This window comes from Mucilaginibacter sp. RCC_168 (genome assembly GCF_041355315.1).
GTDB lineage: Bacteria > Bacteroidota > Bacteroidia > Sphingobacteriales > Sphingobacteriaceae > Mucilaginibacter.
Genome location: NZ_JBFUPN010000009.1, coordinates 1 through 21,522 on the forward strand (window position 1 = coordinate 1; position 21,522 = coordinate 21,522).

Below are 21,522 nucleotides of genomic sequence, written 5' to 3' on the forward strand. Positions count from 1 at the left end.
GAAAAAAATTATCTCAAATTAGTTGCTTAGATCATAGAAATCGAGGTACGAAGCAATCTCTACATAAGCAGGTCAATAATACAAGTTCATCACTTAGCTATCGGCTCTGTATAGCATAGAGATTGCTTCGTACCTCGCAATGACGTTATTTATATGATTCTTCTACTCCAACAGATCTGGCCGGCGGGTTTTGGTGCGTTCGAGAGCTTGTTCAAAACGCCATTTCTCAATTTCGGGAGTGTTGCCACTCAACAGGATGTCGGGTACCTTGTGGCCGTTCCAGTCGGCGGGGCGGGTGTAAACCGGCGCATCAAGCATATCGTCCTGGAAGGAGTCGCTCAGGGCTGATGTTTCGTCACTCAGCACACCAGGTATTAAGCGTACTACAGCATCTACTAATACAGCAGCCGGCAGTTCGCCGCCTGATAATACATAATCGCCAATGGAAATTTCGCGGGTAACGTAAATATCACGGATGCGTTGGTCGATGCCTTTATAATGCCCGCATAAAATAATGATGTTACCTTTTATAGAAAGCTGGTTGGCGATGGCCTGGTTCAGGCGCTCCCCATCCGGCGACATGAAGATGATCTCATCATATTCCCGCTCAGCTTTCAGCTTTTCGATGCAGGCTGCAAAAGGCGGTATCGTCATCACCATGCCACTGCCACCACCGTAAGGGTAATCATCTACACTTTTTTGCTTATTGGTGGCATAGTCGCGCAGGTTATGTACATGGATTTCGGCAATACCTTTTTTTTGGGCACGCTGTAAAATAGAATGTGCAAACGGACTTACCAGCAGATCGGGCAAAACAGATATGATATCAAAACGCATGTGCAAAGATAGTAAATCAATGTGCGGATTTCAGATGTGCAGATGAGTGGATAGAAAACAAGAAAAAAGAATCAAGAACCGGGAAGTAGCGTTCCTTTTGATCTTTCTCCTTAATCATTCCATTCCTTATCAAAATCAAATAGCTTTTTCAATCAACCAGTGGTGTCCGAATGGATCAATCACTTCGCCCTGACGGTAGCCATAATCATAATCCTGCACGGGCGACCTTATAATGGCTCCTGCTGCTTCGGCCTGCGCCATCACTGCATGCACATCATCCACAAAAAGACCGATAGTTACCGTGGTAGCATGATATTTATCCGGACTAACAGCCGATGAGTGCAGTGTTTGCTCATGCAGATGAAACAATGTTCCGGCTATACTTAGTTCCGATACATGGATAGTGCCGTCATCATTGCTAAAACGCCGCAGCTCAACAGCGCCAAAAGCTTTGATATAAAAACTGATATCGGTTACGCCATTAGGAATAACCAATTGCGGAGCGAAGGTTGGCTTGCTTTGCATAATGGACTGATTTTTAATCTTCTTCCTCTAATATAAACACTTCTTCCACCGGTTTTCCAAATATGCGGGCAATTTTTAAGGCCAGCACGGTTGAGGGTACGTATTTATTACTCTCGATAGTATTGATGGTTTGGCGCGACACCCCTACTTGGTCGGCCAGATCGGCCTGGGTTATATTTTTGATGGCACGCTCTACGCGTATATTGTTTTTCATGATCTTGCTTTTTCCGCTTTTAGGGATTGATTAAGCCGGAAAATAACCCATCGAAAACGAATTATAAAAAAAATCAAGGGAGTTATAACGTTATAAGCAACTATTTCAATAAACTTAAAACCATTTATAAAAATAACGCAGAGGATAAAAATGAGATAATTTATATAGATAGCCCATTGCAACGAATCTAACCTCAGCTGTGCAAAATGCTCATCTTCCGTTTTCTCTTTCGAAAAAGCAATAAACAAAAGACCAATAACAACGATCAATATGTTAATATCGTTAGTAACTATCATACCAATATTTAGCTGAGCCCCTGGTTCCTGAGTAAAACCTCCAACGAAGAATACTTTTAAAAGCATAGCCTTTATTATATCGGCCACAAAACATAGGTATCCAATTACTCGAAAATAAGACGGGAATAAGAATCGTGATTTCATAATTGTAAAGTTTAATTTACCAAATGTAAAATAAACTTTACAAATGTCAAATATATTTGACATTTTATTTTTGAATTTCCGTAAACGCAAAATGCCTGTGAGGACACAGGCATTGGTTAAAAAAACAAGATTATCATTCTGAACGTAGTGAAGAATCTTCTGCACCTACATATCATCAGCTTTGCGCTTGAAGGAGATCCTTCACTACGCTCAAGGATGACAAAAGAATTATTCAGACAAATAAACATCCAGCAAACCTACGGGTAGATCCACATAAATTTCGCCGCCTTCTACATCGATACCTTTTATAATATCAATATTAAGTGGGAACATTACTTCTTTGTTTTTATATTGAACTATAGCGATCAGTTGCTGCGGGTATTCCTGCACTTCCAGTATCTCGCCCAGCTCGCCGTGGGTTTCATCAACGGCAATAAAGCCTTTTACATCGTTCAGCGTAAATTCGGCCTTTTTCTTTTTCGGCTTTAGCTTGTTGGGCAGATAGATGTCTTTTTTTACCAGCAGGGCTGCTTTTTCAATGGCATCCACATCCTCCAGGTATAAATAGGCGTTGTTTTTTTGCAGGTATTTGATAGATGTAACAAAATATGGAATGAGCTTGCCTGCAATATCCACAAATAAGGCGTCAAACTTAATGGCATCCAGGCTATCAAAATCAACATATATCTGCATCTCGCCCTTAAGGCCCTTGGTTTTTAATATACTACCTACCCGGAAACAATCTTCGGTTTTCATAAAAAAAAGAGAGTCAAGAATTAAGAGTCAGGAAGCAAGAAACTGCAATGAATTTCTTGTCTTGGCTCTTGATTCTTGACTCTTAAAATCTGTTTAAAAAATTTATTCTGCGCTTTCAGCAGCGTCTGTTTCAGCAGCAGCTTCTTCGGCCGGAGCTTCCTCTTCTGCAACTTCTTCAGCAACAGGAGCGTTTTTAGCAGCAATAGCAGCAGCTTTATCTTCTTTCTTTTTAGCTTCAGCGGCCAAAGCAGCTTTACGCGCTTCGTCTTTTGCCGATAGTAAGCTGGTTTTTTTACCAGTGATCTTACCGTCTTTTTGCTCAGTCCATTCTGCAAATTTAGCTGCAGCTTGTTCTTCGGTTAAAGCACCTTTTTTAACACCACCTTCTAAGTGTTTTTTGTAAAGCACACCTTTGTATGAAAGGATAGCGCGACAAGTATCAGTAGGTTGGGCACCTGTGTTAACCCATTCTAAAGTTTTGTCGAAGTTAATGTCGATAGTTGCAGGATTGGTGTTTGGGTTGTATGAACCTAAACGCTCAATAAAACGACCGTCGCGTGGAGCGCGGGCATCTGCTACTACGATGTAGTAAAAAGGTTTGCCTTTTTTACCGTGTCTTTGCAGTCTGATCTTAGTTGCCATTTTTTCTTTTTATGTATTCAACATGTCCCCGGAGTACTTTCTGCGGGGATGCAAAGGTATAAATTATTTGTAATAAATTAAAACCCTTGTAATTAATTATTTATTTAACCTAAAGCTACTATGGGGTAATTGAAAAAAATCGCAATTTCAGGGCCATGAGCTTAAACAGAAAATTACGCATAGCTATTGATATGGATGAGGTAATGGCCGATACCATTGCCAAATTTATCACCCTGTATGATGAACGTCATCAAACTAAGATATCGCTGGGCGATATGCATGGTAAGGAATTCAGAGAAATACTGCCTCCTCATCTGAGCGAAAGCCTGCGGCAGTATATCAATGAAAAAGGTTTCTTTCGTGATCTGCCGGTAATGCCCGGTTGCCAGGAAGTGGTAAAGGCATTGCACGAAAAGTACGACGTGTACATCGCGTCGGCTGCTATGGAATTTAAATATTCACTTGAAGATAAGCTGGAGTGGCTTAACGAGCACTTTCCCTTTATTTCCTGGACCAATATTATTTTCTGCGGCCACAAGATCCTCGATGTTGATATCATGATTGACGACCGGATTAAAAACTTTGTAACTTTTAAAGGACGCAAGCTGTTATTTACCTCGCCCCACAACCTTTTAATCAACGATTTTGAACGGGTTAACAGCTGGAATGAAGTGGCAACTAAATTATTACATGAATAAGATGAACAGACTTTGAAATAAATATCCTATATTTAAATGGTAGCCCCCCTATCATTAATTTAAAGTATGTTAAGCCATACCGCCATCACTATTGATTCAATCGATTGTGTGCTTGCTTATGATATTCATGAGCAAAAGTACCTGTTCATCGGTCAGGGTATTGATACTATTTTGGGCATAACCGCCCGGGAGCTGCATCAGGACAACGACCTTTGGGATAAACTGATCGACAAAGAGAGTTTTGCCTGCATAAGATCCCTTATTAACAATCTTGCCGAAAACAGCAGCATTGAATTAAACTACCACATAACCACGCCTCAGCAAATCACAAAAAACATTACCGATAAAAAGAGTATCGTTATTGATGAGGCCACCGGGCATAAAATATTATTAAGTAATATTAGGGAAACACCGGTTAAAAGCAGTTGCATTACAGCTCCGCCAACCGATGCGGGGCTTAGCCATCAATTTTTAAATTCGCTTATTGATTCGCAAACCAGCTTTTTGATACGGATAGATATCAGCGGAAACTATACCTTTATTAACCGCCAATATTTGAAAACCTTTGGCTATAAAGCCAGGGACCTTTTAGGCAAACACTTTTCTATAAGCACCATACCCCAAGAGGCCTACCTTTGCGAAAATGCTTTTATTGAATGCTTGAACAATCCCGGCAAAGTTGTTTCACTACTCCATAAAAAACCCGATGTACATGGTACCCTGCATGATATCGAATGGGAACTGATATCAATTGTAAACCTAAGTGGCGAAGTTTGCGAAATACAGGGCATCGGTCACGATGTAACAGAAAAAATTAAAATTGAAGCCGAGATAAAGGATACCGCACAAAAACTCGATACTTTTATTGAAAGCATAACCGACTCCTTCTTTATTATTGATAACGAATGGAAATTTGTACGGGTAAATGCGGCATTTGAAAAAATATGGGGCAAGCCCCGCGCTGAGCTGCTGGGTAATGTGATCTGGGACGTTTTCCCACAACTTATAGGCAGTCCCTTCGAAACAGCGTATCACGATGCGCGCGATAAACAGGAAAGTGTAAAGTTCATGGTGTTTTTAGCCTCGCTGAACAAATGGTTCCGCACGGCAGTTTACCCCTCAGCCGAAGGTATCACCGTATTTGCCAAAAACGTCACCTACGAGATGCGTGCACAGGAGGAGGCCTTATGGACAAAAAACAACCTGGAGGCGCTCATCAATAACACCAATGATAAAATATGGTCGGTGGATAGGGATAGCCGTTATGTTTATATGAACAATGCCTACATAGCACAAATAAAAGCCATGACCGGCATTGCACCAGAAAAAGGCGAGTTTTCCTATGCAAAAATGGGTTACACCCAGGAAATAATTGACGAATGGGCAAGTTATTATGAGCGGGCGTTAAAAGGTGAGAATTATACTATTGTAGTGGAAAGTGTTGATGAAAAAGCAAAAAACCCAGCTTTTTATGAGGTGAATTTTAATCCCATCTATGCCTCCAACGGCGAGATTAAAGGTGTTGGGTGTTTTGCACATAATATTACGGCAAGACTTAAAACCGAGCAAGAACTGCTTAGTCAAAACAAGCGGATGCGCAATATTGCCTCCCTTAGTTCGCATGAGCTGAGAAGGCCCGTTGCCAGTATGCTGGGATTAATTAATATTATGGACCGGGAGAATCCTAACAATCCCGAAAACAAACAAATTATTGATTACCTGCAAATTGTAAGTACCGAAATTGACGATGTGATACGTCTGATTGTTGATCACACTTTCACAGGAAAATAACCACGAAGGTTAAAGCTTACATCGACAATATTTCAACCAGTTTTAACAGGTTTGGATTAATTTCGATGTGATGCTTAATGGCATGTTCAAACGGCGTGTAAGCTATTTCGTTATGGATAATACCTATCATTTCATTCCGGTGGCCATCTCTTAAAGCCTCAACAGCGGCAGCGCCCACACGGCTGGCCAATACCCTATCCATACAGCTTGGCGCTCCGCCACGTTGTATGTGCCCTAATATCGAAATACGGGTATCATAATGCGGGAATTTTTCCTGAACTAACCGTCCAACTTCAAAAGCACCGCCAGCTTCCTCGCCCTCGGCTACAATGACAATTCTGGAGGTTTTGTCTTTACGGCCATGTTCAAGCCGGTTAAATAATCCCTCCATACCACCTTTACTTTCGGGTATCAATATAGCCTCGGCACCGGCAGCAATACCTGTACGCAAGGCGATCAGACCCGAGTCGCGGCCCATTACCTCAACAATAAACAACCGGTCATGTGATTCGGCTGTATCCCTGATCTTATCCACAGCTTCAACAACCGTATTGATAGCTGTATCATAACCTATGGTAAAATCGGTACCCATTAAATCGTTATCAATAGTGCCGGGTAAGCCAATTACCGGTATGTCATATTCGCTGCCAAATACCTTCGCTCCGGTAAAAGTACCATCACCGCCAATGGCTACCAGGGCGTCAACATTATGTTTCTGTAATTGATCGTATGCTTGCTTGCGCCCTTCGGCAGTTCTGAAGTTATCGCAGCGGGCAGTTTTTAAAATAGTGCCACCGCGTTGTATAATATTTGAAACCGATTTACGGTTCATCGGTATAAAATCGCCTTTGGTCATGCCGTCATAGCCACGGCGTATACCGGTAACTGCAATATCATAGTATATAGCCGTACGTACAACCGCCCTGATAGCAGCGTTCATTCCCGGCGCATCGCCACCCGAAGTAAAAAGTCCGATATTTTTAATCTGCGTCATTTTTTATCCTGATATGGGCATTAGGGGCCCTACCTTTAAAAAATTGAATAATTTAAATTTAAGTGATTTTAAAGCGGCCCTTAAATAAAAACGCGGCGAAGCTTTAAAACTTGCCGCGAATTTACATTTTATTTTTTTAACGCCGAATCTACTTTTTGAAAGCGGCGATACCGCTATCCAAAAATTTGAGATAACTGGCAATATCATAATCCGCCGGAGAGGTAGGTATTTCGGAGCCTCTTGCGTCTTTTAATACATTGCCATCACTGTCAAGCATCACATATAAAGGCTGTGAATTGGAGTTAAAACGACTGGCCTCCAGATCACTCCACTTACCTCCCAGGGTAGTTATTTTTTTACCGCTATAGGTTGATACAAACTGCTCTTTCGGATCTAAACTTGCTTTATCGTCAACAACCAGTTGCAGCAACACAAAGTTATCTCTAAGTCTTCTAAACACTTCCGGATCCGACCAAACATTCGCTTCCATTTTGCGGCAATTTACACAGTTAAAGCCAGTAAAATCGATCAAAATGGGTTTATGTGTGGCCTTTGAAACCTGTAAAGCCTGGTCATAATCATACCAAGAATCGAGCCCACGGGTTTTTATGCGGGTATAGTTGCTGGCATATTTTCTTTCGCCGATACTCGCAGGTACAACTGCGGCAGGCGCTGATGAAGGAGCGGCTGTTCCACCTGGTATGCTTGATAAGTTAAAATCCTGTGTTGCCTCAGGAGGCAGAAAAGCGCTGATGGATTTTAAAGGAGCTCCCCATAAACCGGGTATCATATAAATTACAAAGGCAAATACAACTATGGCTAAAAAAGTTCTGGGAATAGAAAGATAAGACACATCGCTGTCATGCGAAAACTTGATCTTGCCAATAAGGTAAAGCCCCATCAACAAACCTATAGCTATCCATAGTGATAAAAATATTTCCCTGTCGAACCAGTTCCAATGGTAAGCCAGGTCGACATTTGATAAAAACTTAAGGGCAAAAGCCAGTTCCAGGAAGCCCAAAACAACTTTCACACTGTTTAACCAGCCACCAGATTTTGGAAGGCTTTTTAATGCCGAAGGGAATAACGCGAATATGGTAAACGGCAGGGCTAATGCAAGCGCAAAACCAAACATGCCTACAGCAGGGCCCAGACGGTCGCCTTTTGAAGCAGCATCAACCAACAGGGTACCAATAATTGGCCCTGTGCATGAAAACGACACTACTACAAGTGTTGATGCCATAAAGAATATACCCGCAAGGCCTCCTTTATCTGCATTTTCATCCAGCTTATTAGCTAATGAACTCGGCAACGTGATCTCAAACGCGCCCAGGAACGATATACCAAATACAATGAGCAGTAAAAAGAAGAATATATTGAATATGCCGTTTGTAGCCAATTGATTTAGGGCATCGGAACCAAAAATAATGGAGATCAACAAACCCAGGGTCACATAGATAATAATGATGGAAACCCCATAAATAATTGACTGCCCTATCGCCTTTTTACGGCTGCCGCTCTTTTTGGTAAAAAAGCTTACCGTTAGTGGCAGCAATGGGTATATACAAGGCAATATCACCGCGGTAAATCCACCTAACAGCCCAAATATGAATATCTGCCAAAGTGTTTTTGGCTTTTCGGTTGACGGGGCTTTTTGTTGAGTCTTTTGCTTTGCCGCTGCCTGGGCTTTCGCTACAGAATCAGCTGCCTTTTTCCTGATCGCTATGCTATCAGCAGCAGTTGGGATATCGGTAAACTGTACTCCTGCCGTTGATACTGTATCCGCTTTACTTTTTTGTAAAGCCAACGCAGGTGACGCACCAATTGAGCAAAAAACAATCAGCACCATCAATACGGCCAGCGCCGTGTGTATATAAACACGCTTAGTTAATAGTTTCATTTTTATCTTCCTTAAGGTAAATTACTTGCCTAAAGGAATAGTGAAATCAACATCTTCTGGTGGAAGACATTTTTTGTCATTACAGGTCATGTAAGTAAGCTTTCCGGTAACACTGGCGGCAGAAGCTGATTTAAGACTTATTTTTTGTTGAAAAACTACTTCTTTTTCAAAGTAGCTTACGTTCATACTAAAAGCTTTCTCATATTTGGTTACGGGGGTCGGTTCTGAGGGCTTTCCAACCGGCGCATATAGCTTTGAAGGTGTAAATTCAAACGAAGTTTTTATTGGCCCGCCATCCTTAACATTAAGCGAGTAAATATGCCAGCTGGGTTGAATAGTAGCTTTTAAAAATACAATTGCTTCTTTATCATTCAACTTTTTTGCCGCGTATGACCATCTTACCGGCGTTTCGATCTGGGCATAAGCCCCTGCGCACATCACTAATGCAACAATTACCAACAGTACTTTCTTCATTTAATTATTTATTTAAAAATTCAATTTGTTTTAAACTAAACTCTTGTTGCCCGTTATTATTTTCAACAACCAGCATTCCATTTTCTTTTACGTTTTTTATAACGCCTTCAAAAACCTGGTCATTTGACCTGAAAGGTTTTACTTCGTTTAACCAATATAGTCGGGATAAATAAGTATTCCTTACAAACAAAAATTTACCCGCTCTTAAATTAAGGTAATATGCTTCAATATGACTGCAAATTTCTGACAATATTGTTTTTAAATCATAATCCCTGTGTAAGATTTGTTTGAGGGATATAGCGTTGCCTGCCCCTGACTCAAAATTCTCCTGGTTAATGTTAAGCCCGATACCAATAATGGCATCCTTGATGTGGGTGCCTTGTACATGCGTTTCTATCAATATCCCACCCAATTTTCGGTCGTTATAATAAATATCATTGGGCCATTTTATTTTAACCTTATCGCCCAGATAAGGATACAAAGCGTCATAAACCCCCAGGCTTACTACCCGGTTCAGATCAAACTGATCACTGACGGGTAAGAACACCGGTGTCAGTAAAATACTGAAAGTAAGGTTTTTTCCAGGCTCACTATGCCATTTATTTTGTTGTTGCCCCCTGCCTGCGTATTGGCTTTCTGCCATAATGACCGTACCTTCGGGCAATGGCTTGGAATTTGACAGTAAATTTTTAAGGAATGTGTTGGTTGAGTCAACTTGTTGAATTGTTACTAAATTTTGACCAACAAATAATCCCGAAAATATGTTATTTTGCAAAGTATAATAATTTTTAACCCAAGAACGTTCAAAACTAATTCTTTTTGATGGTAAAAAACAAAGTGTTAAATCAATCGGCCTATATTTCTGAGCTGGCCATACATGGCATACAGGAAAAAAAGGGGAATGATATTATAAGGTTAGACCTCCGGAATATATTGGGCTCGGTATCGGATTATTTTGTGATCTGCCATGCCGATTCATCAACACAGGTAAAAGCTATTGCCAATAGTATTGAAGAAGAAATTTTTAAAGCTACGCAACAGGAACCCTGGCGTAAGGAGGGACTTGAATATGCAGAGTGGATACTGCTTGATTATGTGGACGTTGTGGTTCATGTTTTCAGAACCGACAAACGCGAGTTTTACGGCGTAGAAGATCTGTGGGGTGATGCCGAGATTAAATATTACAAAAGTGCTTAAACTTCCGTCACAATTACCCTCCGGTTTGAGTCATGTACTAAACCTTTGTAAATTTTAAATTATAGATTGTAAGTTTGAGCTCGTAACAAAGAAATGAAAGATATTAAAGATAATAAATCAGAAAGTCCGAAACCTATCAGGAAAATACTTAATAAAAAAACACCGCCTAAACCGCCCAAATTTAACATCATGTGGCTTTATGGCATTGTTATTTTGGCATTTTTACTGGTACCTACCCTTTTAAGCGGCGGTTCTGGCACGCAAACTACCTTCAAGGATGTTGAAGGAATGCTTAAACAAAATGACGTTGAAAAACTGATAGCCTATAAAAGCGGCGACCTCGTGACAGCTGAGGTTTACATTAAAAAAGAAAGCTTAAGCAAACCACAATATGCCAAAGCCGGCAAGGACCAGCGTTTGTTTAATACCACGAATAACGGTCCTCAATACACTTTTACCGATGCATCCTACGAAAGCCTGAAGCAATCTGTTGCTAATGCTCAGAAAGATATGCCGGAGGATCAAAAAATAACCATTCAGTACGAACAAGGGCACGAAAGCTTCTTATCAAACTGGTTGGTACAGGGCGTTATCATGGTTATCCTGTTTGCTGGTGTGTGGATATTTATCATGCGCCGCATGTCAGGTGGCTCAGGTGGCGGTCCCGGTGGCCAGATATTTAATATCGGCAAATCAAAAGCAACTCTTTTTGATAAAGAGGCCCAGGTATCGGTAACCTTTAATGATGTTGCCGGTTTGGAAGAAGCTAAACAAGAGGTGATGGAGATTGTAGATTTCCTTAAAAACCCTAAAAAATACACTAATCTGGGTGGTAAAATACCTAAAGGAGCCCTTTTGGTAGGTTCACCTGGTACCGGTAAAACCTTATTGGCCAAAGCCGTAGCTGGCGAAGCGCAAGTGCCTTTCTTCTCGCTTTCAGGATCTGACTTTGTGGAGATGTTTGTGGGTGTGGGCGCGTCACGTGTACGTGATTTATTCCGCCAGGCAAAAGACAAGGCACCATGTATTATATTTATTGACGAGATTGACGCTATTGGCCGAGCCCGTGGTAAAAACAATATTGTTGGCGGTAATGATGAGCGCGAAAACACCCTGAACCAATTATTGGTGGAGATGGATGGCTTTGGTACCGATTCAGGTATTATTATCCTTGCTGCAACCAACCGCCCGGATGTGCTGGATTCAGCCTTGTTACGTCCTGGTCGGTTTGACAGACAGGTATCTATTGATAAACCAGACTTGATCGGTCGTGAGCAGATCTTTAAAGTTCACCTGAAACCGATCAAACTGTCAGATGGTGTTGACGCAAAAAAACTATCTGCCCAAACTCCAGGGTTTGCAGGTGCAGAAATTGCTAACGTTTGTAACGAAGCGGCTTTGATTGCCGCCCGTAAAAATAAAGAGTCGGTTGATATGACCGATTTCCAGGATGCTATCGACCGTGTTATTGGTGGTCTGGAAAAGAAAAACAAGATCATATCTCCCGAAGAAAAACGCATTGTTGCATACCACGAAGCTGGTCACGCCATTGCTGGCTGGTTCCTGGAACATGCCGATCCTTTGGTTAAAGTATCTATCGTTCCGCGCGGTGTGGCAGCTCTGGGTTATGCTCAATATCTGCCAAAAGAGCAGTTTTTGTATACCACCGAACAATTGCTTGATGAAATGAGTGTTTCGATGGGTGGTCGTGTTGCCGAGGACATCGTTTTTGGCAGAATCTCAACCGGCGCCCTGAGCGATCTGGAACGCATCACCAAACTGGCTTACGCCATGACCAAAATTTATGGTATGAATGGCAGTGTAGGTAACGTTTCTTTCTATGATCCACAAGGTGAATATCAGTTTAATAAACCTTACTCTGATACCACTGCCGAAATGATCGATAACGAAGTGCGTAAACTGGTTGATGATGTTTATCAGAAAACCAAAGTATTATTGAACGAAAAACGCGACGGGCTTGAAAAAATAGCTCAGAAACTATTAGAGAAGGAAGTACTGTTCCAATCAGATCTGGAAGAGATATTGGGTAAACGGCCATTTGATGAACGTACCACCTATGATAAATTTGTGAACGGAGAGGCTGCTTTAAACCCCGATGTTGATAACAATGCTATTCCGGATAGCTTAACCAACCCGGAGCTTTCGAGAATTGACAGCGAAGATCCGAAACTTTAATATACATCATTAATATAAAGCCATCAGCCCAGCTGATGGCTTTGCTGTTTTTACCATGAGGGATATTACCACATCAAAAGAAAAGCTGCTTAAGAAGATCCGCAAGGCTCTCCTCGAGAAAAGGGATAACCCCTATCCTCAACTGGAAGACCTGCCACTTTATGCATCTGGCGAAGAGATCCCGGAGGTAATGTTTGCCGAACAATTCACCGCAGTTAACGGACAGTTTGTTTTTTGTGAGGATGAAGTGCAATTTATTGAAAGCCTGCTTACCCTGGCCGAAGAGCGCAACTGGCGTAAAATATACTGCTGGGAACCCAGGTTGCAGGAAATTCTCACCCGTTTTGAATACCCTTTTTACGAAACCGACAAAGATTTTGAACAGGCAGATGTGGGTTTTACCTTTTGCGAAGCCCTGATAGCCCGTAATGGTAGCATACTCCTGTCAAACGGTAACATGTCAGGCAGGCGCCTGAGCATATACCCACCTGTGCATATTGTGCTGGCCTATACATCCCAAATGGTGCTCGATCTTAAAGATGGCTTTAAGCTCATCAAAAAGAAATATGACAGCCAGCTACCCTCCATGATCAGTAACGTTACCGGGCCAAGCCGCACCGCCGATATCGAAAAAACCCTGGTGCTGGGCGCCCATGGCCCCAAAGAACTTTTTGTTTTTTTACTGGACGACGGCAACCCATCTTAATATAATATTTATACCTAAGATATTATTGGCGATTATAAATATTGCTTACGGAAACAACTGTTTATTGTAAATGCAGTTTTGCTTGGGTGATGCGATGCACAGCCTCACTTTTCACCCACTAATTTTGTTTTAAAATAATAATATCAACCATAACATTTATCTTTACTATCATTCATAATATTCATGTTTTATTTATCTTTCGTTTTTGAGTTATTTGCACTTATAACCTGTGTGCATGCCTATAAAAAACTGGATAGCAACTTTAAAATATTTCTCCCCTTTCTCGTATTTGTTGTTATTTATGAGTTTACCAACATGTTCTTTCAGAAGTTTCTTTTATTGCATCATTCAAATGGCTGGTGCAATAATTTGGAAGGCATTATCGAACTGGTGGTGTATGGACAATTTATAGCCTCTTTGGATAAAGGAAAACAATACAAAATGAGAGTATACATGGCTGTTGTTATTGGTATAGCCATAACACTTATTGACATTTTTTTTATACATAGCTTCTGGACTTTAGGTACCACAGCTATTATCGCACAAAACATCATATTGGCCACCATGTCATTTATTTATTTATATAACGTAATTAGTCATGCCGACGAGTATCCCCATTTGCTTATCTTTCCTCCATTTTTGGTCGCGACGGGATTGCTCTTGTACTCATTGACCAGTTATTTTTATTATGCGTCCTTTGATAACCTATTGGCTAAAAACAATCACCAGTTTTTTATGATAGCCCATTTAGTTTGTGAAATTAGTTGCCTGTACATATATACATTCCTGAGCATTGCTTTTATATGCTTTGCAAGAACCCAAACTGATTCTGAGATCCAATAGCAATTTGTATTGACCTGCAATTAATTTATTTCCTGTCAACTTGTAGTTTTAATAAAGAGTTCCTAAGTCTAACTAAGCTGATCCGTTTCAAAAATGATTGCCGTTTAAACTCAATTTGATTTTTGACTCCTGATAAGGATAGTTTCTAAAAAAAACCTATTTTTGAGTAACTTGTATTATTTACAGGTTTTGCACTGATCTTACTTACGTTTTTTCACCAACCAACATAAGCTGGTAATTTCTTGCTGATATATCTACCCCTGTCAACATTGGCTGTATTTTATCCTGGAATCGACAGCTTAATTAAATAAAAACTAAAAATAATGGAACCTATCGATTTATCTATCGCCCAAAAAATGGTAGACCACTACGCTGCCACTCGAAAAAAGCTGATTGACAAAGAGCACAACATCAATGATACGCAGTCTGTCTGGATATCGCTTGACAAATTGAAATCCTTTATCAACAACCTACCCGAACATGCCACGGGGGTAAGAATTCATTTTGCCGCTTATGATCATAAGAATGACCATTACCCCAATCAAACTACAGCAATATTGATCGGGACCAGTGAAAATGAAACTGAACATACCGATGCACTGGAAGATGGCATCGGGCCATTGGGCACTGAAGACCCTATGGGCCCTTTTAACCAAGGTCGAGTATGTCCACCCACATGCCCCTAATTAACCTTTTAAACATTCTGGTAAGGCAATATCCATCAAAGGGCAACTGCTTTAAATTAAAGTATTTAATTTAGCATTTGCCTTAATATGATCTTATGCTTGATTCTATTTATTTTTATTTCGAGCTTTTTGCCTTTTTTGTTTGTTTATATACCTACAAAAAGCTTGATCGCAATTTTAAGGTTTTTCTTCCATTTTTGGCGTTCATTGTAATTTATGAGTTTGCCAACCTTAAATATTGGACGCTATGGCACCATACTAATGCCTGGTGCAGCAACCTGGAATCAATTATCGAAATAATTATTTACACCCGCTTTATAAGCGCTCTCGATAAAAGAAAACAATACAGAAAAAATGTCCGTATCGTACTTTTTATAATAGTTCTCTTTTCTTTCATTGATATGATCTTTATCCAGGGGTTTTTCATGCTGAACACCATTGCCATGGTGATTCAATACAGCGTGCTTACTGTATTGGTGTGTCTTTATTATTTTAATTTGATGGACAATGTTGACGAAAACCTGGATATTATACGCTATCCGCCATTTTGGGCTACCGCGGGGATCTTATTTTATGCACTCGCGTTTATATTTTACCATGTTGCCTACAGCTATATGGCTTACAAACAAAATTATCAATTTTTCTTATTGGCCCAGGTAATACCGAATATTGCTTGTCTTATTTTATATTCGCTACTATCTGTTGCATTTATATATCAATATAAAAAAGCAAGTTCAATTAATGTTATAAAAACATTGTAACATTTTTAATCTATAACAATCATTAGTATGGCCAGCCCGTTAAGATATGCTATTTAAAGATGAAGAAATTATTTTATTGATAATTGCAGGCACTGCCATAGTCATGCTATTGGGCGTTTTTATTGTTAGCTTTTTATTAGTCTATCAAAAAAAGCAAAATAAAAATGTACTGGAAAAGGAGCAACTGAAATCATCTTTTCAACAGGAACTGCTTAAAACCAGGATGGAGATCCAGGAAGAAACGCTTAACCACATTAGCCGTGAGCTGCATGATAATATTACCCAGGTGTTGTCATTTGTTAAACTTAACCTGGGGGTATTGGGCAGAAACCTGGGCGAAAATGAAAAGACGAGAATAAATGACAATCGCGAGCTCATTGCCCAATCTATCAGTGATCTTCGTAACTTGTCCAAGAGCCTAAGTTTTGAACACATCAGTGTGATGGGGCTGGTAAAAACACTGGAAATAGAGGCTGAGCGCGTTAACAGGAGCGGCATTCTTAACCTTTCATTATTGATTGAAGGCGATCCGTATGGTCTTGGCGAACAGCGGGAGCTGGTATTGTTCCGGATATTTCAGGAAGCTTTAAATAATGTCCTAAAGTATGCGCAGGCTGATAACTTTAAAATGAGTTTGTATTATAAAGCGCAAATGTTTAATTTAACCATCGAAGATGATGGGATTGGTTTTGAACCTGAATTACTTAAAGATAAGGGGGGCTCGGGCTTGCGTAACATTGTGAACAGAGCGGCGTTAATCGGAGCCGAAGCAATTATAAACAGTTCGCCAGGCAATGGTTGCCGCATTAACCTTTCACTCAATCCCCTCGTACAAGAAACTTATGCTAACGGAACCTATTCAAATAGCCCTGGTTGATGATCATCGCCTTTTCAGGAGCGGCATTGCTTCAATGGTGGAGAGTTTTAACCGCTATAACGTGCTGTTTGAAGCCGCGCATGGCAAGGAACTGGTTGATAAAATAACTTCCGGGCTGGTTCCTGATATTGTTATCCTGGACATCAATATGCCTGTGATGGATGGTATTTCGACCGCGCAATGGCTTAAAAAGTTCCACCCCTCCATCCGTACCATTATCCTGTCCATGTTTGAGGATGCCGAAAAAGTACTTACCATGGTTAAAATGGGTGTAAAAGGCTACCTCCTTAAAGATGCCGAACCGCATGAATTTGAAGCTGCCCTGCTTAAAGTAACCGAAGGAGATCTTTACTACCCGGATTTTGTCACCAAGCACCTATTAAACAACTTCAATAACGATAAAACTGCAGTTGTAAAGCTCAACCCGCGCGAAATTGAGTTTTTACGTTTAACCGGAACTGAACTTACCTACAAGGAAATTGCCGATACCATGTGCATCAGCGTACGCACTGTTGACAGTTACCGCGACCAGCTTTTTGAAAAGCTGGGCATCAAAAGCCGCGTAGGCCTGGTATTATACAGCATAAAAAACAAACTGATTGATTTGTAATTTGCTAAAAATATTAGCAAATTTGTTAAATGGAACAGGATGAGAATACCGGCTTTTTTAAAGGCCGGGGTGCGCAGTTAAACACACACAACAAATTTTTAAAGAATAAGTATGTTGCCGAACATATAGAAGGGATTGATGAGCCTTTGCTGGAAAATATCGCCACTCAGCTTTTTGAGGAAACACCTAAAAAGATAGTAAGCGAATCAAACAGCCCCGATTTGAGCCACATGTACTCCATAAACCCCTATCAGGGTTGTGAGCATGGCTGCATTTATTGCTATGCGCGTAACAGTCATGAGTACTATGGTTTTAGCGCCGGGCTTGATTTTGAGCGTAAGATCATCATCAAACCCAATGCTCCGGAGCTTTTAGAGCAATATTTTAATAAAAAAAATTACCAGCCGGTATGCATCATGTTATCGGGCAACACCGATTGTTATCAACCGGTTGAACGGAGGCTCAAGATCACCCGGCATCTGCTCGAAGTCTTTTTAAAATATAAAAACCCAGTAAGCATCATCACCAAAAACAACGTTATCCTGCGAGATATGGACATCCTCACCGAGCTGGCTGCCATGAACCTGGTGCATGTAAATGTTTCTATTACCTCTTTGAACGAACAGCTGCGTCAAAAACTGGAACCCCGCACTGTAACCGCTACCGGCAGGCTGGCCGTGGTGCAAAAACTGTCAGAAAAGGGCATTCCTGTACGAGTGATGGCTGCTCCTATTATACCGGGCCTCAACAGTAATGAGGTCCCCAACATTATTAAGGCCGCTGCCGACAGGGGAGCATTAGCCGCCGGCTTTACTATAGTACGTCTCAATGGCAGCATTGCCGAGATATTTAGCGACTGGATATACAAAGCCTTTCCGGACCGTGCCGAAAAGGTGCTAAACATGATAAAATCCTGCCACGACGGCAAGCTAAATGACAGCGATTTCGGCCGCCGTATGAGCGGCGAAGGCAAAATAGCACAATCAATCCACCAGATGTTCCGGATGGCCTGCAATCGCTTTATGGCGGGCCGTGAGATGCCCGAATATGATTATACTTTATTCGTACCGAAAAAAGGGAAACAGACCAGCATGTTTTGACTTGACATTTTATTAGCTTAGCTAAACAGAATCAAATAATCCATGACCTTACGCAGAACGACTTTTTTTAAATTTATCTTTCTATTAATGCTGCCTTGCGCATTAAGCTCTTGTCATTTGTTTGATGAGGCCAAACAAAAACTCCACATTTATTGCCCCGGACTAACCATTTCGCTTAATGGGGTACATATACAAGAACATACCGAGGCTGATATGAGTGACAAAAAATTGTTTGTATTAAGTTATTCTTCTGCTAACGATCAAACCGTTGACAAGTATTTTCTGAACTGCGCACATGGTTTTGTAAACATGCCGAACGATGCTCTCTTTCAAAAAGAAGCCAAAGATGTTAATACGAATGATGATAAAGTTTTAAATGATGGCGATGTGGTTGTCGGAAAAACTATAACAAAAACAAATGGACAGACCCTGGTAATGTTTAATCAGACTCAAAAAAAAATCTTTATAATAGAACACACACAATTACAAAAAACTCATTAATGGACTATTAATCATTCTTGTCTTTATTCACATAGCCCGCAGTCAATATACCTAAAGCCACACCAACAGTATAACATAGCAGATCGCTCCATAAAAATCCCTCGCCTAAAACCAGACGACCAAACAGCGTGTGTCTTAATTCATTTATCCACGGCGCTTTATACAACTGGCTGAACTCAATGGCATAACAAAACAACAGGCTAACGATAACAATAAATTTAACCGACTTATTTACAAAAAGAAACTGCATGATGAAGTAAATCATCAAAGCCCAAAGAATATCACCTATAAACAAGGGTATAAAAGCAAAATGCCTGGATAACAGGCCAATGACGACAGTGGCAATTATGAGACAGGCATATAAGAGCCTTGACCTGCTCATTAGTTATCGAGTAACCTTCGATGATAATTAACCTGCCCCAGGTGATAAGCTAAATGGGATGCCAGGTGTGTTAAAAAATACCCTGTGCTTACTTTGCCATCCATTACTTGCTGCGGATATTCATCGGCCATTTGTTCCTCTGTAAGCTGATCGAATGTTGCGGTTATCGTTTGAGCGGCATCATCTATCCGCTTTATTAGTTCGGTCCTCGGAATAGTGCCAGATGAAAATTCCAATGGTCTGTTTCGGATATAACCCGTTTTACCCAGCTCCGCGCCGATATAGGTGTTCAGGTTACCTATCAGGTGCAGGCAAAGATTACCAGCCGTGTTCGTGATCTGCTTATCAATAAGCCAAATGCTGGGCTCGTGCCGGTATAATTCCAACTCGGCTTTAAGTTTTTCGAGATCGCGCAGCAACAGCTTTTTTAATATAGGTATTAACATGGTAATTGTTTACTGCCGGCAAGATAACCAATTATCCGGGCAATAAAAAAGGCGCCTTGGGGGCGCCTTTTCAATATTTAATAAGCAAAAGCTTATGCTTCTTCTGCTTCCAGAGCCATTTGCTCGTCAACAAGGATACGTCCGCAATGCTCGCAAACGATTATCTTTTTACGCTGACGGATGTCAGACTGACGCTGAGGCGGGATTTGGTTAAAGCAACCTGAACATGAATCGCGCTGGATAGTTACCACAGCTAAACCATTTTTAGCGTTTTGACGCAAACGGTTATAAGCGGTTAATAAACGCTCTTCGATATTTCCGGTGGCCTTTTCTGCCTGGGCAACCAATTCAGTTTCTTCTTTTTCAGTTTCGGCAGTAATGGTACCTAATTCTTCTTTTTTAGCATCCAGATCGCTCTTGCGTGCATCCAGATCGGCCAGGGCTTTTTCGTAGATCTGGGTTTTTGATGTGATCTCGAAACCATACTCACGTATTTTTTTCTCGCTAACCTGAATATCTAATCCCTGTATCTCAATTTCTTTTGATATGGCATCATACTCCCGGTTGTTCTTAACTTCGTTAAGTTGCGTTTCGTATTTTTTGATATTAGCCTGAGCTTCCTTGATCAGGTTTTTGCGGGTTACAATCTCATCTTCTACATCATCCAGCTCAGCTTTGATCTTTTGAATGCGGGTTTCAAGACCAGCAACATCATCTTCCAGATCGGCAACTTCCATTGGCAATTCACCTCTTACCTGGCGAATTCTATCAATTTTGGTGTGGATGGTTTGTAGTTCGTATAAAGCTTTAAGCTTTTGTTCTACGGTTTGTTCCATTAAATAAAATATTTGACGGGGTTTGTATTTACTTCTGTTAAACGGACGGCAAAGATAGGAAATTTTTTCCGTATTATTTCATACAATAATTGCGCCGTAAATTGTTCACTCTCAAAGTGTCCGATATCCGCAATCACTATCTTTCCTTCGGCATCAAAAAACTCATGATACTTGTAATCGGCAGTGATAAAAACGTCGGCTCCTGCCGATATGGCATGCTTTAACAAAAAGCCTCCGGCACCACCACAAACGGCTACTCTTTTCACATGTTTGCCTGTTAAGGCTGTATGCCTGATCACGTGTGTACGCATCTTATCTTTTACATGAAACAGGAACGATTCTTCGTTCTGCGGAATCTCCAATTCGCCGATCATTCCTGAACCTACTTGCTGATGCTGATTGGTTAAGGGGAAAAGGTCATAAGCCACCTCTTCGTATGGGTGAGCCAGAACCAGCGCCATCAATATTTTACTTTCCAGGTTTGCCGGAAAAATGGTCTCAATTCGCACCTCATTTTCCAGGTGGCGGGTGCCGGGCTCGCCAACGTACGGGTTGGTTTGTTCGTTACCCTTAAAAGTACCTGTACCTTCGGTATTGAAACTGGTTTCACTGTAGTTACCTATATTGCCTGCTCCGGCTCCAAATAAGGCATCACGCACAGCATCGGCATGGCTCCCAGGCACAAAAGTCACCAGTTTTTTCAACAAGTTATGTTTAGGTACTAATATCCGGCAATTTTTTAAACCCAGCGTATCGCAAATACGTTGATTAACACCTCCCATAATATTATCCAGGTTGGTATGTATGGCGTAAATAGCAATACGGCTTCGAATAGCCTTTTCCACTACCCTTTCTACGTAGGTTTTACCGTTAAATTTTTTAAGTCCTTTAAAAACTATGGGGTGGTGCGATATAATGACCTGGCAGCCTGTGGCAATGGCCTCATCAACCACAGCCTCGGTACAATCTAATGATAACAGCGCCTGGGTAACTTCCTGTTCGGGGTTGCCAACAATAAGGCCGGCATTATCATAATCTTCCTGGTACACCAATGGCGCCAGGCTTTCCAGGTACGCGGTAAGTACAGCTAATTTCATGAACAAATATGGA

The 21,522-nt window shown here is 41.0% G+C and carries 26 protein-coding genes; 12 read left to right on the top strand and 14 right to left on the bottom strand.

Annotated features, from left to right (window positions below; genetic code table 11):
* Positions 1-162: 162 nt before the first annotated feature.
* From trmD to AB6735_RS09750, 6 genes are all read right to left on the bottom strand, one after another.
* Entirely contained in the window at positions 163-837 is a 675-nt protein-coding gene (gene trmD / locus AB6735_RS09725) for a tRNA (guanosine(37)-N1)-methyltransferase TrmD (protein WP_370995733.1), read from the bottom strand.
* Between the two features lie 135 nt (positions 838-972).
* The gene (locus AB6735_RS09730; RefSeq protein WP_370995734.1) at positions 973-1,362 is read right to left on the bottom strand and encodes a VOC family protein; all 390 of its coding nucleotides are present in this window, start codon (positions 1,360-1,362) and stop codon (positions 973-975) included.
* A 13-nt stretch (positions 1,363-1,375) separates the two neighbouring features.
* A complete protein-coding gene (locus AB6735_RS09735) occupies positions 1,376-1,576 on the bottom strand; it encodes a helix-turn-helix transcriptional regulator (RefSeq protein WP_370995735.1) in 201 nt (66 codons plus the stop codon).
* Complete coding sequence (locus tag AB6735_RS09740) at positions 1,573-2,016, bottom strand: hypothetical protein (protein WP_370995736.1); 444 nt, start codon at positions 2,014-2,016, stop codon at positions 1,573-1,575. The genes AB6735_RS09735 and AB6735_RS09740 overlap by 4 nt, the downstream gene beginning before the upstream one ends.
* 228 nt (positions 2,017-2,244) lie before the next feature.
* The gene (gene rimM, locus AB6735_RS09745; protein ID WP_370995737.1) at positions 2,245-2,772 is read right to left on the bottom strand and encodes a ribosome maturation factor RimM; all 528 of its coding nucleotides are present in this window, start codon (positions 2,770-2,772) and stop codon (positions 2,245-2,247) included.
* Between the two features lie 102 nt (positions 2,773-2,874).
* Positions 2,875-3,414 (bottom strand): 30S ribosomal protein S16, encoded by a 540-nt coding sequence (locus AB6735_RS09750; protein WP_370995738.1) that lies wholly within the window; start codon positions 3,412-3,414, stop codon positions 2,875-2,877.
* Between the two features lie 155 nt (positions 3,415-3,569).
* Between AB6735_RS09750 and AB6735_RS09755 the strand changes: the two genes are divergently transcribed.
* Positions 3,570-4,112 (top strand): 5'(3')-deoxyribonucleotidase, encoded by a 543-nt coding sequence (locus AB6735_RS09755; protein WP_370995739.1) that lies wholly within the window; start codon positions 3,570-3,572, stop codon positions 4,110-4,112.
* A 66-nt stretch (positions 4,113-4,178) separates the two neighbouring features.
* Positions 4,179-5,903 carry a PAS domain S-box protein gene (locus tag AB6735_RS09760; RefSeq protein WP_370995740.1) on the top strand — a complete coding sequence of 575 codons (1,725 nt, stop codon included), beginning with the start codon at positions 4,179-4,181 and terminating at the stop codon, positions 5,901-5,903.
* 16 nt (positions 5,904-5,919) lie between these two features.
* Here the strand turns inward: AB6735_RS09760 and pfkA are convergent, their stop codons facing one another.
* The 4 genes from pfkA to AB6735_RS09780 form a co-directional block, all read right to left on the bottom strand.
* The gene (gene pfkA / locus AB6735_RS09765; RefSeq protein WP_370995741.1) at positions 5,920-6,897 is read right to left on the bottom strand and encodes a 6-phosphofructokinase; all 978 of its coding nucleotides are present in this window, start codon (positions 6,895-6,897) and stop codon (positions 5,920-5,922) included.
* A 148-nt stretch (positions 6,898-7,045) separates the two neighbouring features.
* Entirely contained in the window at positions 7,046-8,797 is a 1,752-nt protein-coding gene (locus AB6735_RS09770) for a protein-disulfide reductase DsbD family protein (protein ID WP_370995742.1), read from the bottom strand.
* A gap of 21 nt (positions 8,798-8,818) precedes the next feature.
* Positions 8,819-9,271, bottom strand: coding sequence for a protein-disulfide reductase DsbD domain-containing protein (locus tag AB6735_RS09775; protein WP_370995743.1), 453 nt, complete (start codon positions 9,269-9,271; stop codon positions 8,819-8,821).
* Positions 9,272-9,275: 4 nt separating this feature from the next.
* Positions 9,276-10,046: a biotin--[acetyl-CoA-carboxylase] ligase gene (locus AB6735_RS09780; RefSeq protein ID WP_370995744.1), complete on the bottom strand. Its 771-nt coding sequence runs from the start codon at positions 10,044-10,046 to the stop codon at positions 9,276-9,278.
* 47 nt (positions 10,047-10,093) lie between these two features.
* Here AB6735_RS09780 and rsfS point away from each other — a divergent pair, with 47 nt between their 5' ends.
* The 10 genes from rsfS to AB6735_RS09830 all read left to right on the top strand — a co-directional run bounded on the left by rsfS (position 10,094) and on the right by AB6735_RS09830 (position 18,748).
* Positions 10,094-10,468, top strand: a complete 375-nt coding sequence (gene rsfS, locus AB6735_RS09785; RefSeq protein ID WP_172334137.1) for a ribosome silencing factor — start codon at positions 10,094-10,096, stop codon at positions 10,466-10,468.
* 93 nt (positions 10,469-10,561) lie between these two features.
* Entirely contained in the window at positions 10,562-12,664 is a 2,103-nt protein-coding gene (gene ftsH, locus AB6735_RS09790; protein WP_370995745.1) for an ATP-dependent zinc metalloprotease FtsH, read from the top strand.
* 55 nt (positions 12,665-12,719) lie between these two features.
* On the top strand, positions 12,720-13,370 hold the full coding sequence (locus tag AB6735_RS09795) for a lactate utilization protein C (protein ID WP_370995746.1): 651 nt from the start codon (positions 12,720-12,722) through the stop codon (positions 13,368-13,370).
* A gap of 183 nt (positions 13,371-13,553) precedes the next feature.
* Positions 13,554-14,213, top strand: coding sequence for a hypothetical protein (locus tag AB6735_RS09800; RefSeq protein WP_370995747.1), 660 nt, complete (start codon positions 13,554-13,556; stop codon positions 14,211-14,213).
* A gap of 323 nt (positions 14,214-14,536) precedes the next feature.
* Positions 14,537-14,899, top strand: coding sequence for a hypothetical protein (locus tag AB6735_RS09805; protein ID WP_370995748.1), 363 nt, complete (start codon positions 14,537-14,539; stop codon positions 14,897-14,899).
* Positions 14,900-14,994: 95 nt separating this feature from the next.
* Complete coding sequence (locus AB6735_RS09810) at positions 14,995-15,660, top strand: hypothetical protein (protein ID WP_370995749.1); 666 nt, start codon at positions 14,995-14,997, stop codon at positions 15,658-15,660.
* Between the two features lie 46 nt (positions 15,661-15,706).
* The gene (locus AB6735_RS09815; RefSeq protein WP_370995750.1) at positions 15,707-16,537 is read left to right on the top strand and encodes a sensor histidine kinase; all 831 of its coding nucleotides are present in this window, start codon (positions 15,707-15,709) and stop codon (positions 16,535-16,537) included.
* Positions 16,503-17,147, top strand: coding sequence for a response regulator (locus AB6735_RS09820; RefSeq protein ID WP_370995751.1), 645 nt, complete (start codon positions 16,503-16,505; stop codon positions 17,145-17,147). Before AB6735_RS09815 ends, AB6735_RS09820 begins: the two co-directional genes overlap by 35 nt.
* Before the next feature lie 29 nt (positions 17,148-17,176).
* Positions 17,177-18,247 carry a PA0069 family radical SAM protein gene (locus tag AB6735_RS09825; RefSeq protein WP_370995752.1) on the top strand — a complete coding sequence of 357 codons (1,071 nt, stop codon included), beginning with the start codon at positions 17,177-17,179 and terminating at the stop codon, positions 18,245-18,247.
* A gap of 42 nt (positions 18,248-18,289) precedes the next feature.
* On the top strand, positions 18,290-18,748 hold the full coding sequence (locus AB6735_RS09830) for a hypothetical protein (RefSeq protein WP_370995753.1): 459 nt from the start codon (positions 18,290-18,292) through the stop codon (positions 18,746-18,748).
* 7 nt (positions 18,749-18,755) lie between these two features.
* On the opposite strand, the gene AB6735_RS09835 is transcribed toward AB6735_RS09830, so the two are convergent.
* The 4 genes from AB6735_RS09835 to AB6735_RS09850 all read right to left on the bottom strand — a co-directional run bounded on the left by AB6735_RS09835 (position 18,756) and on the right by AB6735_RS09850 (position 21,509).
* A complete protein-coding gene (locus AB6735_RS09835; protein ID WP_370995754.1) occupies positions 18,756-19,130 on the bottom strand; it encodes a DUF2809 domain-containing protein in 375 nt (124 codons plus the stop codon).
* Positions 19,130-19,576: a DinB family protein gene (locus AB6735_RS09840; protein WP_370995755.1), complete on the bottom strand. Its 447-nt coding sequence runs from the start codon at positions 19,574-19,576 to the stop codon at positions 19,130-19,132. Before AB6735_RS09840 ends, AB6735_RS09835 begins: the two co-directional genes overlap by 1 nt.
* A gap of 92 nt (positions 19,577-19,668) precedes the next feature.
* On the bottom strand, positions 19,669-20,412 hold the full coding sequence (locus AB6735_RS09845; protein WP_370995756.1) for a zinc ribbon domain-containing protein: 744 nt from the start codon (positions 20,410-20,412) through the stop codon (positions 19,669-19,671).
* On the bottom strand, positions 20,412-21,509 hold the full coding sequence (locus tag AB6735_RS09850) for a Nif3-like dinuclear metal center hexameric protein (protein WP_370995757.1): 1,098 nt from the start codon (positions 21,507-21,509) through the stop codon (positions 20,412-20,414). Before AB6735_RS09850 ends, AB6735_RS09845 begins: the two co-directional genes overlap by 1 nt.
* Positions 21,510-21,522: the final 13 nt, after the last annotated feature.

Coding starts and splice junctions, on each gene's coding strand:
- trmD (WP_370995733.1), bottom strand. CDS start 837: ATGCGTTTTGATATCATATCTGTTTTGCCCGATCTGCTGGTAAGTCCG.
- AB6735_RS09730 (WP_370995734.1), bottom strand. CDS start 1,362: ATGCAAAGCAAGCCAACCTTCGCTCCGCAATTGGTTATTCCTAATGGC.
- AB6735_RS09735 (WP_370995735.1), bottom strand. CDS start 1,576: ATGAAAAACAATATACGCGTAGAGCGTGCCATCAAAAATATAACCCAG.
- AB6735_RS09740 (WP_370995736.1), bottom strand. CDS start 2,016: ATGAAATCACGATTCTTATTCCCGTCTTATTTTCGAGTAATTGGATAC.
- rimM (WP_370995737.1), bottom strand. CDS start 2,772: ATGAAAACCGAAGATTGTTTCCGGGTAGGTAGTATATTAAAAACCAAG.
- AB6735_RS09750 (WP_370995738.1), bottom strand. CDS start 3,414: ATGGCAACTAAGATCAGACTGCAAAGACACGGTAAAAAAGGCAAACCT.
- AB6735_RS09755 (WP_370995739.1), top strand. CDS start 3,570: ATGAGCTTAAACAGAAAATTACGCATAGCTATTGATATGGATGAGGTA.
- AB6735_RS09760 (WP_370995740.1), top strand. CDS start 4,179: ATGTTAAGCCATACCGCCATCACTATTGATTCAATCGATTGTGTGCTT.
- pfkA (WP_370995741.1), bottom strand. CDS start 6,897: ATGACGCAGATTAAAAATATCGGACTTTTTACTTCGGGTGGCGATGCG.
- AB6735_RS09770 (WP_370995742.1), bottom strand. CDS start 8,797: ATGAAACTATTAACTAAGCGTGTTTATATACACACGGCGCTGGCCGTA.
- AB6735_RS09775 (WP_370995743.1), bottom strand. CDS start 9,271: ATGAAGAAAGTACTGTTGGTAATTGTTGCATTAGTGATGTGCGCAGGG.
- rsfS (WP_172334137.1), top strand. CDS start 10,094: ATGGTAAAAAACAAAGTGTTAAATCAATCGGCCTATATTTCTGAGCTG.
- ftsH (WP_370995745.1), top strand. CDS start 10,562: ATGAAAGATATTAAAGATAATAAATCAGAAAGTCCGAAACCTATCAGG.
- AB6735_RS09795 (WP_370995746.1), top strand. CDS start 12,720: ATGAGGGATATTACCACATCAAAAGAAAAGCTGCTTAAGAAGATCCGC.
- AB6735_RS09800 (WP_370995747.1), top strand. CDS start 13,554: ATGTTTTATTTATCTTTCGTTTTTGAGTTATTTGCACTTATAACCTGT.
- AB6735_RS09805 (WP_370995748.1), top strand. CDS start 14,537: ATGGAACCTATCGATTTATCTATCGCCCAAAAAATGGTAGACCACTAC.
- AB6735_RS09810 (WP_370995749.1), top strand. CDS start 14,995: ATGCTTGATTCTATTTATTTTTATTTCGAGCTTTTTGCCTTTTTTGTT.
- AB6735_RS09815 (WP_370995750.1), top strand. CDS start 15,707: ATGCTATTTAAAGATGAAGAAATTATTTTATTGATAATTGCAGGCACT.
- AB6735_RS09820 (WP_370995751.1), top strand. CDS start 16,503: ATGCTAACGGAACCTATTCAAATAGCCCTGGTTGATGATCATCGCCTT.
- AB6735_RS09825 (WP_370995752.1), top strand. CDS start 17,177: ATGGAACAGGATGAGAATACCGGCTTTTTTAAAGGCCGGGGTGCGCAG.
- AB6735_RS09830 (WP_370995753.1), top strand. CDS start 18,290: ATGACCTTACGCAGAACGACTTTTTTTAAATTTATCTTTCTATTAATG.
- AB6735_RS09835 (WP_370995754.1), bottom strand. CDS start 19,130: ATGAGCAGGTCAAGGCTCTTATATGCCTGTCTCATAATTGCCACTGTC.
- AB6735_RS09840 (WP_370995755.1), bottom strand. CDS start 19,576: ATGTTAATACCTATATTAAAAAAGCTGTTGCTGCGCGATCTCGAAAAA.
- AB6735_RS09845 (WP_370995756.1), bottom strand. CDS start 20,412: ATGGAACAAACCGTAGAACAAAAGCTTAAAGCTTTATACGAACTACAA.
- AB6735_RS09850 (WP_370995757.1), bottom strand. CDS start 21,509: ATGAAATTAGCTGTACTTACCGCGTACCTGGAAAGCCTGGCGCCATTG.